16 protein-coding genes are annotated in these 17,825 nt (G+C 63.9%); 4 read left to right on the top strand and 12 right to left on the bottom strand.

The window, feature by feature from the left end:
• Positions 1-65 precede the first annotated feature (65 nt).
• A complete protein-coding gene (locus P3T18_RS17535) occupies positions 66-731 on the bottom strand; it encodes a hypothetical protein (protein ID WP_429301232.1) in 666 nt (221 codons plus the stop codon).
• 316 nt (positions 732-1,047) lie between these two features.
• On the opposite strand from P3T18_RS17535, the gene P3T18_RS17530 reads away from it, so the two are divergent.
• On the top strand, positions 1,048-1,182 hold the full coding sequence (locus P3T18_RS17530; RefSeq protein ID WP_429301231.1) for a hypothetical protein: 135 nt from the start codon (positions 1,048-1,050) through the stop codon (positions 1,180-1,182).
• 250 nt (positions 1,183-1,432) lie between these two features.
• Here the strand turns inward: P3T18_RS17530 and hutG are convergent, their stop codons facing one another.
• The 7 genes from hutG to hutH form a co-directional block, all read right to left on the bottom strand.
• Complete coding sequence (hutG, locus tag P3T18_RS17525) at positions 1,433-2,245, bottom strand: N-formylglutamate deformylase (RefSeq protein WP_429301230.1); 813 nt, start codon at positions 2,243-2,245, stop codon at positions 1,433-1,435.
• Positions 2,246-2,283: 38 nt separating this feature from the next.
• Complete coding sequence (locus P3T18_RS17520; RefSeq protein ID WP_429301229.1) at positions 2,284-3,678, bottom strand: formimidoylglutamate deiminase; 1,395 nt, start codon at positions 3,676-3,678, stop codon at positions 2,284-2,286.
• Positions 3,679-3,691: 13 nt separating this feature from the next.
• Positions 3,692-4,915 carry an imidazolonepropionase gene (gene hutI / locus P3T18_RS17515; RefSeq protein ID WP_429301228.1) on the bottom strand — a complete coding sequence of 408 codons (1,224 nt, stop codon included), beginning with the start codon at positions 4,913-4,915 and terminating at the stop codon, positions 3,692-3,694.
• A gap of 123 nt (positions 4,916-5,038) precedes the next feature.
• Positions 5,039-5,686, bottom strand: coding sequence for a HutD/Ves family protein (locus tag P3T18_RS17510; protein WP_429301584.1), 648 nt, complete (start codon positions 5,684-5,686; stop codon positions 5,039-5,041).
• A 2-nt stretch (positions 5,687-5,688) separates the two neighbouring features.
• On the bottom strand, positions 5,689-7,377 hold the full coding sequence (hutU, locus tag P3T18_RS17505) for a urocanate hydratase (protein WP_429301227.1): 1,689 nt from the start codon (positions 7,375-7,377) through the stop codon (positions 5,689-5,691).
• Between the two features lie 104 nt (positions 7,378-7,481).
• Positions 7,482-8,180 carry a histidine utilization repressor gene (gene hutC, locus P3T18_RS17500; protein ID WP_429301226.1) on the bottom strand — a complete coding sequence of 233 codons (699 nt, stop codon included), beginning with the start codon at positions 8,178-8,180 and terminating at the stop codon, positions 7,482-7,484.
• A gap of 23 nt (positions 8,181-8,203) precedes the next feature.
• The gene (hutH, locus tag P3T18_RS17495) at positions 8,204-9,727 is read right to left on the bottom strand and encodes a histidine ammonia-lyase (RefSeq protein ID WP_429301225.1); all 1,524 of its coding nucleotides are present in this window, start codon (positions 9,725-9,727) and stop codon (positions 8,204-8,206) included.
• A gap of 456 nt (positions 9,728-10,183) precedes the next feature.
• On the opposite strand from hutH, the gene P3T18_RS17490 reads away from it, so the two are divergent.
• Together P3T18_RS17490 and P3T18_RS17485 are read left to right on the top strand one after the other, a co-directional pair.
• Entirely contained in the window at positions 10,184-11,086 is a 903-nt protein-coding gene (locus P3T18_RS17490) for an NAD-dependent epimerase/dehydratase family protein (RefSeq protein WP_429301224.1), read from the top strand.
• A gap of 192 nt (positions 11,087-11,278) precedes the next feature.
• Positions 11,279-11,461, top strand: coding sequence for a hypothetical protein (locus P3T18_RS17485; RefSeq protein WP_429301223.1), 183 nt, complete (start codon positions 11,279-11,281; stop codon positions 11,459-11,461).
• A gap of 31 nt (positions 11,462-11,492) precedes the next feature.
• On the opposite strand, the gene P3T18_RS17480 is transcribed toward P3T18_RS17485, so the two are convergent.
• Positions 11,493-12,857, bottom strand: a complete 1,365-nt coding sequence (locus P3T18_RS17480) for an APC family permease (RefSeq protein WP_429301222.1) — start codon at positions 12,855-12,857, stop codon at positions 11,493-11,495.
• A 168-nt stretch (positions 12,858-13,025) separates the two neighbouring features.
• On the bottom strand, positions 13,026-13,862 hold the full coding sequence (locus P3T18_RS17475) for a carbon-nitrogen hydrolase family protein (RefSeq protein ID WP_429301221.1): 837 nt from the start codon (positions 13,860-13,862) through the stop codon (positions 13,026-13,028).
• Positions 13,863-14,061: 199 nt separating this feature from the next.
• On the opposite strand from P3T18_RS17475, the gene P3T18_RS17470 reads away from it, so the two are divergent.
• Positions 14,062-14,910 carry a response regulator transcription factor gene (locus P3T18_RS17470; RefSeq protein WP_429301220.1) on the top strand — a complete coding sequence of 283 codons (849 nt, stop codon included), beginning with the start codon at positions 14,062-14,064 and terminating at the stop codon, positions 14,908-14,910.
• Between the two features lie 13 nt (positions 14,911-14,923).
• On the opposite strand, the gene P3T18_RS17465 is transcribed toward P3T18_RS17470, so the two are convergent.
• Complete coding sequence (locus tag P3T18_RS17465) at positions 14,924-15,691, bottom strand: DUF899 domain-containing protein (protein ID WP_429301219.1); 768 nt, start codon at positions 15,689-15,691, stop codon at positions 14,924-14,926.
• Between the two features lie 318 nt (positions 15,692-16,009).
• Entirely contained in the window at positions 16,010-17,392 is a 1,383-nt protein-coding gene (locus tag P3T18_RS17460) for an NCS2 family permease (protein WP_429301218.1), read from the bottom strand.
• Between the last annotated feature and the right edge of the window lie 433 nt (positions 17,393-17,825).

Genomic DNA, 17,825 nt, shown 5'->3' with positions numbered 1-17,825 from the left:
GGGCAGGAGCATAAGCAGCGCCCCCGCCACGAGCCAGGCGCGGCCGCGCGTCACCGGCACGCCGGTCAATCGGTGTCCCCGATCTCTCCCAGCAGACTTTGCAGGCGCTCCACGTGACGCAGCAGCAGATGACGATGCTTCTCGATCTGTTCGAGCCTGCCGGCGAGATCGGCCTGGATCGGGTCGTCGAGATCGGCCGCGGCGATCACGTCTTCCACCTTGGCGCGCACTGCCGTGAGTTCGACCGGCGCGTGACTCAGATGACGCTCGAAACGCCGCACATCCTGAACCGCCAGATCGCGCAGCTTGCGCACGTGCGCCTGACGCCGGTGCGCCTCGGCGTCGATGGTTTCTTCTTCGACACGTTTGGCTGCCGCCGGCTGGCCGAAAATCGGCTCGGGCGGCCGCAGCACGGTTTTCTTGCGCACCGGATGCGCCGTGCCGCGAAAGCGCGCGAGCGGCTGCTCGTTGTCGATCGCCTCGCGCGCGTTGGCGGGAATGTCCTGCTCCGCGTGCGGCGAATTCATCCAGCCGTTCGGCAAACCCGTCACGGCCTCGATCCCGCGCACGAATTCCTCGCTGAATTCGCGCTGGCCGGACAGCATCAGTTTGAGGTAGCTCGCGGAGAACGTCATCATGCGCGCGAGGCGCGACGCCGCGCCGACCTCGCGGGTCAGCAGCACCAGGTTTGCCCGCCACACTGGGAGCAGCAATTCGTCGGAATCTTCCATCGCTGGGTCTTCCATCTTTTGCCCGATGTATGGATGACACGCTCGCGCGTCATCGTTCTGAAAGGGTAGCCGCTTCGCACCGCGACGCGCAATCCATATGCGTTCGTGCGGCGGCTGTCGTGGCGCCGAAGTTACACGCCGCTGCCGCGAAAAAAACACGCGCAACCACGTGCGCGCAAGCCGGCGTTTGAGATTGACCCGCGCATTTCGCCTGTGTTCCAGCGCATCGCCGACGATTTGTGGCATCCTTCCGGGGCCGCGCGGCACGCGTTGTGCTGCACGGTTAGTCCCAACACGTTGAATTAAGGATTCTGTAATGAAAAAGCTCGTTCTCGCCATCGCTGCGGCAGTTGTCACGCTGAGCGCAGTTGCTCCCGCTCAAGCCTACGAACATCACAAGGAATGCCACAAGGTGCGCGTTCACCATCACTGGGAACGTCGCTGCCACTGATGCCGTGCAACGCTTCGAGCGAGCACCGAAAAGCCCCGCCTAAGCGGGGCTTTTTCATTGGAGCACGTCACGTCGCCGCACTATAAGTTCGCCGCGAACGGGCGAACACGCAACGACGGACACATGCTGTTACACCTTGATGGAAATGCCCGGCACTCGCAGAACGCGAAGCGGGCCGCAAAGAAAGATCGCCGGGCGGCGAAGCCCGCCGCCTGCGATTCCGGCGAGGCCGGTGACCTTACGAACTTCCCTACGCACTCTTCGCGCGCTGCAACGCCACCGCGACCAGTTCTTCCAGCAGCGGTTCGACCTTCACCGCGAGCCTTTCGTCATACGCATAGGGGAACTGCTCCTGCATGTAGGTGATCTGCGAGAGTTCCAGCTGCACGGCATGGACACCTTCTGCCGGCACACCGTATTGCCGCGTGATGTAACCACCCTTGAAGCGCCCGTTCGCAACCGCCGAATAATCGCCATGCCGCTCGACGATGGCGGCCAGTTCCTCGCCCAGTCCGGCGACGGCGCTCGCACCGTTCGAGGTGCCGAAATTGAAATCGGGCAGGCGTCCTTCGAAAAAGCGCGGCACATGCGAGCGGATGGAGTGCGCTTCCCACAGCAGCACCTTGCCGTGTCGCGCCTTGAGTTCGGCAAGTTCGGCCGTCAGTGCATCGTGATAGGGCCGCCAGTAGGCGTCACGACGACGCGCCACTTCGGCCTCGTCGGGCAGACGACCGTCGAGATACAAGGGTTCCTTCTCGAAGGTATCGACCGGCAACAGGCCCGTCGTGTCCTGACCAGGATAGAGGTTCGCGCCGTCGGGCGGACGGTTCAGGTCGATCACGTAGCGCGCGTTGAACGGCGTCAGAATCGATGCGCCCATGCGCGCGGCAAATGCGTACAGGCGGTCGAGATGCCAGTCGCAGTCGTCCGTGCGTTGCGCGACGGGCGTCATGGTGGCCGCGATATCGGCGGGAATCTGCGTGCCCACGTGCGGAATCGAAATCAGCAACGGCAGGCTTCCCTGTTGCAGCGAGAAAACCGGCGGATGGTTGGCGGCAGTCATATCGGCCCGGAATCAGTGGTTTCGAAGAGTCGTTTCAATCACTTCAGCAGATCGGCGAGCGCCACGCGATAGCGCGCGTACGCCGCTTCTTCATCGCGATGACGGCGGTTGTCGACGACCTTCTGGCCGCCCGCGTAGACGTCGCGAATCGGCGTCTCACCATGCTCGCAGAATACAACGCCCGAGAGCCACGCGTGCGGCGCATGCTCGGCGATGCTCGAATGATCGGGGTCGAGCACCAGCCAGTCCGCGCGCTGCCCCACCTGCAAGCCGCTCACCGCGCGGCCGGTGGCCTGCGCGCCGCCTTCGAGCGCGGCGTCGAACAGACGGTCCGCCACATGCGTGGCCTGCGTCGACGCGAGCACGTTGCGCTGACGGCGCGTGAGACGCTGGCCGTATTCGAGCAGACGCAGTTCCGCGCGCCAGTCGACGCCGATGTGACTGTCCGAGCCGACACCGAAGCGCCCTTGCGCGTCGAGATAATCGTACGCCGGGAAAATACCGTCGCCGAGATTGGCCTCGGTGGTCAGGCACAAACCGGCTACCGCACGGCTCTTCGCGAGCGCCTGTGTTTCGTTTGCGTCGACATGCGTGGCATGCACCAGACACCAGCGGCTATCGACATCGAAACGATCGAGCAGCCATTGCACCGGCCGCGCGCCTTCGGTTTCGACGCATGCATCGACTTCCGCCGTCTGTTCCGCGATATGGATATGGACCGGCGCGGTGGCGTCGAGTCCGCCGAGCAGCGCACGCAACGAATCCGCCGACACCGCGCGCAGCGAATGCGGCGCCACGCCGTAACGCAAGGCCGCGCTTTCGGGCCGTGCCGCGCGCAAGGTGCCGAGCAGATCGAGCAGACTGTCGGGCGTATTGATGAAGCGTTGCTGATCTTCACGCGGGGCGCGCGAACCGAAGCCGCTGTACTGATACAGCACCGGCAACATCGTCATGCCGATGCCGCTCGCCGAAGCCGCGTCCACGACACGCTGCGCGAGTTCCGCCTGATTCGTATAGCGGCTGCCGTCCGGCGTGTGATGCACGTAATGGAATTCGCACACGGACGTATAGCCCGCTTTCAGCATTTCGATGTACAGCCACTGCGCCACGCTCGCGAGTCCTTCGGGCGTGATCTTCGCGGCGAAGCGGTACATCAGGTCGCGCCAGCTCCAGAAATTGTCCGTGGCGTTCGCGCCGGACGCCGCGCGATATTCGGTGAGACCGGCCATGGCACGCTGAAATGCGTGCGAATGAAGATTCGGCATGCCAGGCATCACCGGACCCGCGGCTCGCCGCGTGCCGGCAGGCGGCGCATCCGTGCCCGGCGTGACGGCCGTGAGCGTGCCGGCCGCGTCCCATTGCAACAGCACGTTGCGATGCCAGCCATCGGGCAGATAGGCGTGGTCGGCGAATAATGACAGTTCAGTTTGCATCGTCGTTCTGGCCTTAAATCAGTTCACGCCGTGTATAGACCGTCTCGCCCGCGCGCACCACGCGCGCGCACAGCGGACGTCCGATCCAGTAAGCCAGCTCGGCCAGCGAATCGACGGACCACACCGCGAAATCCGCCGCGCGCCCGGCTTCCAGCGTGCCGTGCGTGTCCGACTTGCCGAGCGCCCGCGCCGCGTTCACCGTGACGCCTTGCAGGACTTCGGGCACGGTCATGCGGAACAGCGTGGTCGCCATGTTCATCATCAACAGGAGCGAGGTGGCGGGCGATGTGCCGGGATTGCTGTCGGTGGAAATCGCGATGGGCACCTCGTAGCGCCGCAGCAAGTCCAGCGGCGGCAATTGCGTCTCGCGAATGAAGTAGTACGCGCCCGGCAGCAGCACCGCAACCGTGCCGGCTTCTTTCATCGCGGCCACCCCGGCTTCGTCGAGAAATTCGAGGTGATCCGCCGACAGCGCGCGATGGCGCGCCGCCAGCGCCGTGCCGCCGCCGTTCGACAACTGCTCGGCGTGCATCTTCACAGGCAAGCCGCGACGCCCGGCCGCCTCGAAGACGCGTTCGCTCTGCTCGAGCGAAAAACCGATGCGCTCGCAGAACACGTCGACGGCGTCCACCAGACCTTCGTCCGCGAGCGCGGGGAGCATGGTGTTGCAGACTTCGTCGATGTACGCGTCCGCACGGCCCGCGAATTCGGGCGGCAAGGCATGCGCGCCGAGAAAGGTCGTGTAGACGGTCACCGGGTAGCGTTCGCCCAGTTGCCGCGCGACGCGCAGCATCTTGCGCTCGCTGGCGAGATCGAGCCCGTAACCGGATTTGATTTCGACCGCCGTGACGCCCTCGGCGAGCAGCGGTTCGAGCCGCGCGGCGGACTGGCGCAGCAAGGTGGCTTCGTCGGCCGCACGCGTGGCGCGCACGGTCGAGACGATGCCGCCGCCCTGCCGCGCGATTTCTTCGTAGCTGACACCTGCCAGCCGCTGCGCGAATTCGTCGGCGCGCTGGCCGCCGTACACGAGGTGCGTGTGACAGTCGACGAGACCCGGCGTGACCCACGCGCCATGCAGATCTTCGCGCGGCCACGCGGCATATTCGGCCGGCAGCGCAGACTCTGCGCCGAGCCACGCGATACGGCCGTCCTGCACGGCGATCGCGGCGTCGCTCGACGTGTGCCGAGGGTCGCCCGTTGGACAAAGATTCAGGTGATGCCAGACGGTTTGCTTCATCGCGTGCTCTTTGCTTGCTCGTAACGTGCTCTTAAGATGGCCTTGGCGTGTTCGTCGGGGTTTGCACCCCGGATTCGCGCTGCGGGTTCGCCCTCTGATTCGGGCCGCGAGCGCGAATCGTCGTCAGGCGGTGTAGCGGATGCTGATCGCGAGCAGTGCGCCCGCGCCTTGAACGCGGCATGGCCGTGCGCGCGGCGCGTCGATCATCAGTGTGTCGCCGGTGTCGAGCGAAACCGGTTCGGCCGAATCGTCCAGCGTAACCGAGACCGCCCCGCTCGCGCAGAACAGCACCACCACATCGGCGGACAACTCGTGCTGCTGACGGCTTTGCTGATTGCATTGCCACACTTCCAGCTCGCCCGTCGCCGCGCGACGCCGCACCATCAGGTTGAAGTCGCGCGTCGCGCCGTCGACGAGACGCGCCTGAATCTGCGCCTCGCCGCCGAAACGCGCGATGTCGAGCGGCGTGGTGAGCGTGTGCGTCAGCGCAGCAGCCGTGTTGTCGGCGGACGTCTCGTCCAGCAGCATGCCCGCGCCCCCCAGCAGCACCAGCGTGCGGTCGATGCCTTCGAAGCGCGAGAACGGTCCCGCCTGCGCCACGTCGGCCACGCTCACCCGCCACACGAAGCTGTCGAGCCCCGCATCCGTCGGGAAGCTCGCCACTTCGCGCGTGACCCCGCCGCCGTTCTTCCACGGCGCGGCCACGAGATCGGCCGCGCGGATCAACGTAGTGCCGAGCGCCGCCGCTCTCTCCTTGCCGGCAACGGTCACGATCAACGGCCCAGCATCGGCAGATTCAGACCCGCCTCGCGCGCCGTTTCCTGCGCGAGTTCGTAGCCGGCGTCCGCATGACGCATCACGCCGGTGGCCGGATCGTTGAACAGCACGCGGCCGAGACGCTCCTTGGCGGCGTCGGTGCCGTCGGCGACGATCACGACACCCGAGTGCTGGCTAAAGCCCATGCCGACGCCGCCGCCGTGATGCAGCGAGACCCACGATGCGCCGCCCGCCGTGTTGAGCAGCGCGTTGAGCAGCGGCCAGTCGCTGACGGCGTCCGAGCCGTCTTTCATGGATTCGGTTTCGCGATTCGGGCTCGCCACCGAACCGGTGTCGAGGTGATCGCGGCCAATCACGATCGGCGCTTTCAGTTCGCCATTCTTCACCATTTCGTTGAACGCCTGGCCGAGACGATAACGGTCTTTCACGCCGACCCAGCAGATGCGCGCCGGCAAGCCCTGGAAAGCGATGCGTTCGCGCGCCATGTCGAGCCAGTTGTGCAGGTGCGGATCGTCCGGAATCAGTTCCTTGACCTTGGCATCCGTTTTGTAGATGTCTTCGGGATCGCCCGACAACGCGACCCAGCGGAACGGCCCCTTGCCTTCGCAGAAGAGCGGCCGGATATACGCCGGCACGAAGCCCGGAAAATCAAACGCGTTTTCCACGCCCATTTCCAGCGCCATCTGGCGAATGTTGTTGCCGTAGTCGAGTGTGGCGGCGCCGCGTTCCTGCAGCGTCAGCATGGCCTGAACCTGCTTGGCCATCGACTGCTTGGCCGGCGTGACGATCGAATCCGGCGCGGTCTTCATGCGTTCGCGCCAGTCTTCGACGGTCCAGCCTTGCGGCAGATAACCGTGAATCGGATCGTGCGCGCTGGTCTGGTCCGTCACGCAATCCGGCGTGATGTTGCGCGCCACGCATTCGGCGAACACGTCGGCCGCATTGCCCAGCAGACCGATCGACACCGGCTTGCCCGAGCGCTTCGCTTCGTCGAGCATGGCAAGCGCTTCGTCGAGCGTCTTGGCTTTTTTGTCCACGTAACGGGTCTTCAGGCGGAAGTCGATACGCGTCTCGTCGCATTCCACCGCGATCATCGAGAAACCCGCCATGGTGGCGGCGAGCGGCTGCGCGCCGCCCATGCCGCCCAGACCGCCGGTGAGAATCCAGCGGCCCGCCGGGTCGCCGTTGAAATGCTGGTTGGCCACCGAGAAGAACGTTTCGTACGTGCCCTGCACGATGCCCTGGCTGCCGATGTAGATCCAGCTGCCGGCCGTCATCTGGCCGTACATCATGAGGCCCTTGCGATCGAGTTCGTGGAAGTGTTCCCACGTCGCCCAGTGCGGCACCAGATTCGAGTTGGCCAGCAGCACGCGCGGCGCATCGGCATGCGTGCGGAACACGCCCACCGGCTTGCCCGACTGGATCAGCAGCGTTTCGTCTTCGTTGAGATCCTTCAGCGACGCGAGAATCTGGTCGAAGCAGTCCCAGTTACGCGCAGCGCGCCCGATGCCACCGTACACCACCAGCGCATGCGGATGCTCGGCTACTTCGGGGTCCAGATTATTCTGGATCATCCGGTAAGCCGCTTCAGCGATCCAGGTCTTGCAGGTCTTTTCCGCGCCACGCGGCGCGCGAATCGTGCGGGTCGGGTCGAGACGCGGATCGATGTGTTTCGGGTTGTTCATGGTGGCCCTCGGAATGCGGAAAATGGTCGGAGAGTGTCTAAAAACGGATCGAAAGAGCTTCGCGAAGATTCGTCGAATGGTTCGAACTGATGGAACCCGGCAACTCAGAAATGGCCGGTGAAACGGTAACGGCTGCCGGGATGCCAAAGATTGGCAACCGACGCCACCTGACTTTGCGACCACGTGCGCCGATGCAGCACGAGGCACGGCTCGGTGTCGTCCATGGTCAGCAATTCGCGCGTGGCCGCGTCGGCGGCCAGCGCCTCGATGCGGTACTCCACGCGCTGCAGCGGCGCCACACGCACGAGGTACTGATTCGGCGTGGTGTTGGTGAAATCCTGCAAGGCGTACTCGGGCGCAACCGCCGGGTTGACCCAGCGTTCTTCGAGTTGCACCGGCTCGTCGTTTTCCAGATGCAGCACGCGCGAATGAAACACCGGGCTGCCCGCGCTCACCTGCATTTCCTCGGCGAGCGCTTCGTCGGCGATGGTCGCGCCGATATGCAGCACCTTCGCCTGATGACGATGCCCGCGCGCGACGATTTCGTCGGAAATACTGCGGATCGCCACCAGCGTGGATTCGTACTTGGGACGGGCCACGAAAGTGCCCGAACCCTGCACGCGCGTGAGCACCTGTTCCGAGGTCAATTCGCGCAGCGCGCGGTTGACCGTCATGCGCGCCACGTTGAATTCGCGTGCAAGCTCGTTTTCGGACGGCACCTGGTCGCCTTCGGCCCACTCGCCTGCGTGAATGCGCGAGAGGATGAAGTCCTTGATGCCCTGGTAAGCCGGTGCGTTGTTCATGAGACGCTCTGGGTAGCCGCGGCTTACTGTTCGGAGGCGAACGAGAACGGGCTCAGCTTCGCGATCGTGCCGTTCTGCACGAGGCGCGTCACGGCTTCGATGTCCGGCGCGAAGTAGTGATCGAGTTCGTAGTGCGCGACGTCCTTGCGCACCGTGTCCATCACCTTCTGCAGACTCGGGCTGGTCTTGTGCGGCGCGCGCAGATCGACGCCTTGCGCCGCGGCAAGCAGTTCGATCGACAGAATATTCGCGGTATTTTCGGCAATGTCGCCGAGCTTGCGCGCCGCGAAAGTCGCCATCGACACGTGGTCTTCCTGGTTCGCCGAGGTCGGCAGCGAATCCACCGACGCCGGATGCGCAAGCGTCTTGTTCTCCGACGCGAGCGCGGCCGCCGTGACGTGGGCGATCATGAAGCCCGAATTCACGCCGCCGTCGCGCACGAGGAACGGCGGCAGGCCCGACAGCGTGGCGTCGATCAGCAAGGCGATGCGGCGTTCGGCGAGCGCGCCGATTTCAGCGGCCGCGAGCGCGAGGTTGTCGGCCGCGAATGCAACCGGCTCAGCGTGGAAGTTACCGCCCGACAGCACTTCGCCGGTGTCCGGGAAAATCAGCGGATTGTCCGACACCGCGTTGGCTTCCAGCAGCAGCACGTCGGCCGCGTGGCGCATCTGGTCGAGACACGCGCCCATGACCTGCGGCTGGCAGCGCAGGCTGTACGGGTCCTGCACCTTGTCGCAATCGGCGTGCGAGACGTTGATGCCCGAGCCTTCGAGCAGCGAGCGATAGGCCGCCGCCGCGTCGATCTGGCCGCGGTGGCCGCGCAGTTCGTGAATGCGCGCGTCGAACGGCTTGACGGAGCCCATCGCGGCGTCGACCGACAGCGCGCCCGACACCAGCGCCGTGCGGTACAGGTCTTCGATGGCGAACATGTTGTAGAGCGCGAGCGCGGTGGACGCCTGTGTGCCGTTGAGCAGCGCGAGCCCTTCCTTAGCCTGCAAGGTGAGCGGCTTCAGACCGACCAGCGCGAGGCCTTCGGTGGCCGGCATGCGCTCGCCCTTCGCGAACACTTCGCCGACGCCCAGCAAGGTGGCCGACATATGCGCGAGCGGCGCAAGGTCGCCCGATGCGCCGACCGAGCCCTTCACCGGAATGACCGGCAGAACATCGGCGTTGTACAGCGTAATGAGCGCTTCCATCACTTCGCGACGGATGCCCGAGTGACCGCGGCCGAGGCTCGACAGCTTCAGCGCGATCAGCAGACGCACCACCGGACGCGACATCGGCTCGCCCACGCCGACCGCATGCGAGAGCACCAGATTGCGTTGCAGCAGTTCGAGCTGGTCGTGCGGAATGTGCGTGCTGGCCAGACGGCCGAAGCCCGTGTTGATGCCATAGGCCGGCTCGCCCTTCGCGGCGATATCGGCAACGGCTTTGGCGCAGGCGTCGATAGCGGCGTGGCTGGCCGGATCGAGTTGCAGCGCGACATGCTCGCGAGCGATCTGGCGCAGTTGCGGGAGAGTCAGGTAGCCGGGCTTCAGAATCATCATGGTTGTCATCCTGTCTATACAATTTGGGACAAGTTTAGCGTCGCGCTCTTGTATATACAACCTGTTTTTGCGGGCACTTATCCAGGGGTTTCCATTAGGGCATCGCATTGGCTGCGGGCTTGTCGAATCCCCGGCCGACGTGCGGCGTCCGGCCGATCTGCCGGCCTGCGCAACGGAAAGCGATGTCTTGTATATACATCTTCAAAAACCACGCTGGCAAGTAGCCAAAAAAGGCGCACCACGCGCGGCGAGGCCGAATAGTCGCTCTTCAGGTTATAGGCGACCACGCAGAACGGGCGCGCGGCGGCGGGGCATGCCGGGCTAACAGGTGTCGCGGGGGCGTCGCGGGATTATTGATCTGAAATCAAGATTGATTTGTCACTACGCGTCTTTTTGCGAGAATCGGAAGAGCGGATACTGCCTTCATTGCATCGTGTTTCCAACCTGGAGAACGTCTTGAAGATATTCATTACTGGCGCAAGCGGCTTTATCGGCGGTTCCATTGCGGCGCATCTCGTGCGCGCCGGCCATCAGGTCCGTGGACTGATCCGCAAGCCCGAGCAGGCTGCCGAAATGCAGCGCCTCGGCATCGAACCCGTCATCGGCACACTGGACGACCGCGACCTGCTGGTCGCCGAAGCGAAGGCCGCGGACGCCGTGATCAACGCGGCAAGCAGCGACCACGAGGGCGCCGTCAAGGCGCTGATCGAAGGACTCGCGGGCTCGGGCAAACCGTTTCTGCACACGAGCGGGTCGAGCATCGTGGGCGACGCGTCCGGCGGCGAAGCCGGCCAGGCGCAGATCTACCACGAAGACGCCCTGCCCACGCCGACCGCCGACAAAGCGGCGCGCGTCGCGATCGATCAGCTGGTGCTCGACGCGGCCGGACAGAACGTCCGCTCCGCCGTGCTGTGCAACACGCTGATCTACGGCAACGGCGTCGTGGCCGGCAGCTCGAGCGTGCAATTGCCGCGCCTCGTGCGTCAGGCGCAGAAAAGCGGCGTGGTGCGGCATGTCGGCAGCGGCGGCAACACCTGGTCGAACGTGCATGTGGACGACGTCGCCGAACTGTATCGGCTCGCGCTGGAAAAAACGCCGCCCGGCACGTTCTACTTCGTCGAAAGCGGCGAGGCCTCGTTCCGCGACATGAGCGCGGCGATTGCCCGCAAGATGAAGCTCGGCGAGGCGCAAGACTGGCCGCTCGCCGAAGCACAGAAGGAATGGGGTTACGAAATGGCGTCGTACGGACTCGGCTCGAACAGCCGCGTGCGCGGCGACCGTTCGCGCAAACTGCTGGGCTGGCAACCGAAGCACACGTCGGTGATCGACTGGATCGAGCACGACATGAAGCTCGACTGAAGATTCGCCGCGAGGCCTGTTTTCAGGCCTTATCTGCGAGGAGCGCTCCGCCGGAGCGACTCCCCGGCTTCACGCAATGCGTAATTTCTGTAAGCGCAGCCGTTGCGAATCCGTAAGCTCAACTCGCTAGAATTCCGCTCACCTTAGCGAGCGACCCGGCACTGCGGTCGCACATGAGCCCGGATTTGATCGATGACCTTCGCGCTGAATTTCGACTGGCTGACTAACCTGCTGGCGATTCTGTTCGTCGTAGCGTGCCTTTACGATGCACGTTACGACGAATACGGCACGTTGACGCTGTCGGCGGCGGCCATGGGCCTCGCCGTGATGGCCATCGAATTCTTCCTCAAGCCCGCCTTCGACATGTCGCTCTGAGCGCCGCAGCGCCTCGGCGCTGCGATCTGTTTTACACCGCCACTTCCGGCGGCGCCTGACGGAAACAACGCGTGATCCAGCCGAGATAGCACAGCCCCAGCACGAACCACACTGCGCCGAGCACGAGCGCGGTTTTCTCCAGACTCACCAGCAACCACACGTCCGCGATGGCGCCGGCCAGCGGGAACAGCAGTCCACCGATCACGCCCATCGCATTCGCGCTTCCCCTTGCGTTGAAGAACTGCCGGATCACGCACAGGTTGACGGCAGTGAACGCGAGAAACGCGCCGAAGTTGATGAAGGATGTCGAGGTCGCCACGTCCAGCTTCAATGCCACCAGACCGATTGCGCCCGCAATCGCGATGTTCAGCGCCGGCGTCTTGTACTTCGGATGCACGAAGCCGAAGATCCGCTTGGGCAGCACTTCGTCACGTCCCATCGCATAGAGCAAACGGCCCACGCTTGCCTGCGCCGAGATGCCCGAGGCGAACTGCGCGAGAATCAGCCCGGCGAGAAACACCGTCACGAAGATATCGCCGCCGACCTTGCGCGCCACTTCGAACGCCGCCGAATCCGGGTCCTTGAATACGGCGCCGGGATGCGCGAGCTGGATCGTGTACGCGGCAATCACGAAGATCGCGCCGCCGATCAGCGCGATCAGCACGATGGCGCGCGGCATGGTCTTCTCCGGTGCGATGGTTTCTTCCGTGAGCGTGGAGACCGCGTCGAAGCCGAGGTACGAATACGCGGCGATCGCGGCGCCCGCCATGGTGGCCGAGAACGGCACGTGCGGCTTGAAGAACGGCTCCGCCGAAATCAGTCCGCCCGGGCCGACAGCAGCCGTCACGTAATGGCAGCACAACACCACGAACAACGCGACGATCGCCAGTTGCACCACCATCAGCACGATGTTGAAACGGTTCGCGAGTTCGATGCCGAGAATATTCAAGGCGCTGGTCAGCACGATGAACGCGACGATCCAGATCCAGCCCGGAATATGCGGGAACGCCGCGCTCAGATACGCGGCGCCGATCAGCCAGATCACCATGGGCAGGAAAAAATAATCGAGTAAGGTGGCCCAGCCGATCATGAATCCCAGATGCGGGTTGAAGGTCTTGCGCGTGTACGTGTACGCGGAACCCGCGACCGGAAACAGTCGCGCGAGTTTGCCGTAACTGAGCGCCGTGAAGACGATGGCGATCAGCGCGATCAGATAGGCGAGCGCCGCCGTGTCGCCGCTCGCGCCGGCGAGCACGCCGTAGGTGCCGTACACGATCAGCGGCGCCATGTAGGCGAGACCGAATAGCAAGACCGACGGCAGCCCGAGCGTACGTTTCAGATGCGTGGTGCCGCTGACGGACTGCGCGGCCGGCCCGGCGTTCGATGATGGGTTCATGCGGTGTCTCCTGAGACGAATGGACGAGCATCGGCTGCGGGCGGCGCGCCTCGCGCCGTCCTGCTCGATACCGTCGATCAGACTTGCTGGATGCGCGGTTTTTTGCGCGGTAGGTGTCGTGCCTGAACTTCGTTTGCGCTGCCGTGCCTGCTTCAGCGCATGCTGCAATCAGCCGTTGCGGATCACGCGCATCCGCTGGCCGCGCTCGCCCTCTGCCGTGGCGAGATCGAGCGCAATGCGCGCGTCGTGCAGATAACGGTAATGCTCGCGCGCACCTTCGAGGCGTGCCGGGTCAAGCGTGGCGCGCATCACGGTTTCTTCATGCCCCGCATCGCAGACCACTTCGCCGAGCGGATCGATCAACGCCGACTCGCCGGGGAACGTGAGGTTGTCGTCGCCCAAACCGATCCGGTTCACGAGTGCGGCGAACATCTGGTTTTCCATGGCCCGCGCCACGATGGCGCGGCGATGCACCGGACCGAACGGGTCCATGTTGCCGTTCGTCACGAGCAGCAGATCGGCGCCGAGCGAGGCCACCGCGCGCCCGGTTTCGGGAAATTCGATGTCGTAGCAGATCAGCAGACCGACGGTCATGCCCTTGAAGCTGCACACTTCGTAGCGGTCGCCCGGTTCGAACACGCCCACGTCCGAGGCCCACAGATGGGTCTTGCGATAACGCAGCGCGATGCCGCCCTGCTCGTCGATCAGTACCGTGGTGTTGAAAAAGCGGCTGCCGTCGCGTTCCGCGAAACCGACGGCCACGGCCACACGCGCGTCGCGCGCGGCATTGCGCACCGCCGTGAGCGAGGCACCCTCGATCGGCTCGGCCACGTCACGCACGTTGTCACGCGTCGGAAAGCCCGACAGCGTGGTTTCGGGAAACACGATCAGATCGGTGCCGTCCGAACGTCGGGCAATGGTGTGCAGCACGCGTTGCACGTTCGCGCCATCCACGCCGGACGCGCCGTCCACGATGGGAATTTGTGCCAGTTCCAGTTGAAGCATTGCTGTTGTCTCCGATTCCATGCCGGCTCGACCGGAGCGGCGCAAGCGCGCATCACTCCCGTCCCGTGCAAAATACCGGTCGGCGCCACGTTTGCTACGCGGCTTGACTCGACCGCCTCTGTTTCAAGGTTGAGCCTATTATTACCAGACATATTTTTGTCCGTAATTACCCAGCAGGGTTACCCTCACCGGAGCAGGCATGGAACTCGAATGGCGCGACCTGGCCTTTCATCGCGAGATCGGCGCGGTCGTCGAGGCACTCGACACCGCGCAGTTCTGGACCCGCCTCACGCGCGCGCTGGAACGCTATGTGATGTTCGACAACTGGGTCGCCCTGCGTTTCGCCGTGGGCGAAGCGCCGCTGGTGTGCGCGGAATCGCCGATGCCGGACGGCACGGTCGACACGATGTTCCAGGACTATCTGGCCGCGCTGTATCAACTCGATCCGTTCTATATCGCCGCGACCGAGCGGCCCGTCTCCGGCTTTCTCACGCTCGCCGACGTCGCACCCGACAACTTCACGATGACCGATTACTACCAGCGGTACTTCAGGAAGAACATCGTCGGCGATGAAGTGCACTTCAATTACATGATCGACGCGCGTCACACGCTCGCGTTTTCACTCGGCGCGACGCAGCGCTACGGCGAACGCGATCTCGCGGTACTTGCCCTGTGCGCGCCCTGGGTGATCGCATTGCTGCGTCAGCGTCTGCGTTTCGAGTCGTTCGATGCCGGCGCCTCGCAAGCGTTCTCCGGTGACGCCACGCCGGCAAACGCGGTCCAGACGCTCGCCGAAGACGCGCCCGCCTATGCCGCGCGTTTCGAGCAGGTGTCGTCGGCGGGCGGACGTTCGCCGCTCACCGCGCGCGAAGTCGAAGTGGCCATGCTGACGTTGAGCGGATTCTCGACACGCGCCATTGCCGAGAAACTGACCATCTCGTTCGAAACGGTGCGTGCGCACAAGAAGCACATTTACACCAAGCTCAACGTCAACTCGCAGTCGGAACTGTTCGCGCTCTTCTACGAGGCGGGACGCAAAAACGCGTGACGTCCCCGTGTTTTCACGATTTGCAGGCAGCGCAACCGGACGCGTTGGACGCATCCGACGTGCCGGCCTCGTAGCGGTCGTGATGTTTGACCCAGTCGGTCAGACTGGTCGTTTCGTTGCGGCCTTTCGGCGTGACGTCCAGATGCGCGTACGTGTTGATGAACTGCTCGTCGCCGCGACCGAAGGTGGAATACGTGTGATACACGTCGCCCGCCGCGTCTTTGTAGAACACGCTATGCCCGTGCATTTCGTCGATGCCGACATCCTGCTCGGTAAAGTTGTAGAAGCCCTTCTTGCCCGCCACTTCTTCCGGCGTGAACGACACGTGATAGTCGTAGTTGAAATCGCTCTGATTCGACGACACCCACGGAAACTGCCATCCCATCCGCTTTTTGAAGGCCTCGATGCGGTCGAGCGGTGCACGCGAGACCGTCACGTACGAGACGTCGTGATGTTCGAGATGCGCCAGGATGCCGGTCATGTGATCGGAGAGAAACGAACAGCCCACGCAGCCCTCGTCCCAGTCCGGACCCATCATGAAGTGATAGACGATCAACTGACTGCGCCCGTCGAACAGATCGGCGAGCGTCTTGCGGCCTTGCGGCGTGTCGAAAGAATAGGTCTTGTCGACTTTCACCCATGGCAGCGCACGGCGTTTGCGCGCGAGTTCGTCGCCGGCACGCATATGCGCTTTCTCTTCGGCAAGCAGCGCCTTGCTGGCCGCCAGCCATTCTTCCCGTGTGCCGGTTCGATGCTGCGGGTCCCGAGTTTGCGGGTTCATGTGCACCTCCCAGATGGCAAACGCCGTTCGACGGGCAGGATGCCGCGTCGAACTGAACCATGAACTCCAGTCTAGAAATGCACTTGGGGATGTCAAGGCGCGCCACGTTGGCCGGCTGCTGTGTGCCCGCAAAACGTGTGCATGAAAAACGCTGAATGATCTGAAAAAAGACACGCGACGCCGCGCGCAAACTGCATGGCACGGCGTCGCGTCAAGGGTGGAGAACAACCGACTACACGGTCGGGCAAGGCGCAATACGGGCGCCCTGCTCTCGCGCTACAGCAAATAAAACAGACACACGACTTGCCGTGCAAGCGATCAGATCGCCCAGCCGCCGAGGTAAAAGCCGACCAGCACGATCGCGATCGCCACTGTGCCCACGTTCAGCTTGCGATACTCGCCGCTCACCACGCGGCCGATCACGAGCGTCGCGAAGCCGAGCATGATGCCCGTCACGATGTTCGCGGTCAGCACGATAAACACCGCGCACATGAGGCCCGACATCGCGTCGACCATATCGTCCATATGCAGCTTGCTGACGTTCGAGAGCATCAGCAGACCAACGTACATCAGCGCCGGCGCGGTCGCATAGGACGGCACGAGGCTCGCCAGCGGCGAGAAGAACATCACGACGAGAAACAGCAGACCGACCACCGCGGCGGCCATCCCTGTTTTCGCGCCGGCGGCCACGCCGACCGTCGATTCGATGTACGCGGCAGCCGGTGCGCCGCCGAGCAGACCCGAGAAGATCGAGCTCAGCGAATCGGCGGTCAGGGCGCGGCCGCCGTTGATGATGCGGCCGTTTTCGTCGAGTTGACCCGCTTGTCCGGCGACGGCGCGAATCGTGCCGGTCGCATCGAACACGGCGGTCATCACCAGCGCGAGCACGCTCGGCAGCACCGCCATCGACAACGCACCTTTGATGTCCATCGCGCCGATCAGCGACGCGTGACCCGGCGCGCTCAGCGAAGGCAACGCGAATACGCCATGAAACGCGACAGCGGGATCGATGGCAAGCGAGACCGCCGAGATCGCGACAATCACGATCAGGATCGAGCCCGGCACGCGCCGGCGCACCAGCCCGAAAATCGCCGCGAGCCCCGCCACCGACATGATCGCCGGCAGCGCCGTGATCTTGCCGAGTGCCACCGGCAGACCGGCGCCCGGATTCTTCACGACGAGACCCACGTCGTTGGCGGCGATCAGCAGCAGAAAGAGGCCGATGCCGATACCCGTGCCGTGCGCGATGCCCGTGGGCAGATTGCGCAGAATCCACGACCGCACGCCCGTTACCGAGATCGCGGTGAACACCACGCCCATCAGGAACACTGCGCCGAGCGCCACGTTCGGATGCAGACCCTTGCCGAGCACGAGGCCGAAGGCCGTGAAGGCGGTCAGCGAAATCGCGCAGCCGATTGCGATCGGCAGACGCGCCCACACACCCATCAGCAGCGAACCGAATGCCGTTGTCAGACACACGGCAACGAATACCGCGCTGGTATCGAAGCCCGCCTTGCCGAACATGCCCGGCACGACGAACACGGAATAGACCATGGCGAGGAAGGTCGTGATGCCGGCGACGATTTCCTGGCGTTGCGAACTGCCGCGCGAGGAGATTTCGAAATAGCGGTCGAGAAAGCCCTTTCCGTCGAAAGATTCGGCGCCGATTTCGGAAATCGGTTGGGCTTGGGGTTCCATCATGATGAGTGCCTCCTTTATCAGCGTGCTGAAACAGCCGTCGATACGGCTGCCGTCAGGTTCGTCTCGTTACGTTGATTTAATGTGGGTGTGGCAAGGTATGAACGTCGGTTTGCGATGCGTCCGGACCACTCGCACGCTCCGTTCTTCTTTTGCTGTCTCGAAATGTAGGCCAACACAAATATGTCTCCCATCGCATGAATGGCATGCCAGACATGTCGTGACGCTTATATCGTTGCGGGGACGGCAATACGCGTCGCGAGCCGCGTGTTTACACCTACGGCCCATCATGCGCAGATGAAAGGGTTTTCCAGGCTTTCAGGGGCAAGAAAGTGCGAAATTCGCCGCATCGATCTGCGCGACGCGGCACGGCGCGTGCGTGGGCTGACCTCGGCGCGACACCCGCGAAACCGGGTCGGGCTTTTGCCACGGGTTA

It is taken from the genome of Paraburkholderia sp. GAS199, from assembly GCF_050436585.1.
Classification (GTDB): Bacteria; Pseudomonadota; Gammaproteobacteria; order Burkholderiales; family Burkholderiaceae; genus Paraburkholderia.
This window is presented reverse-complemented; position numbering and strand designations above follow the sequence as displayed.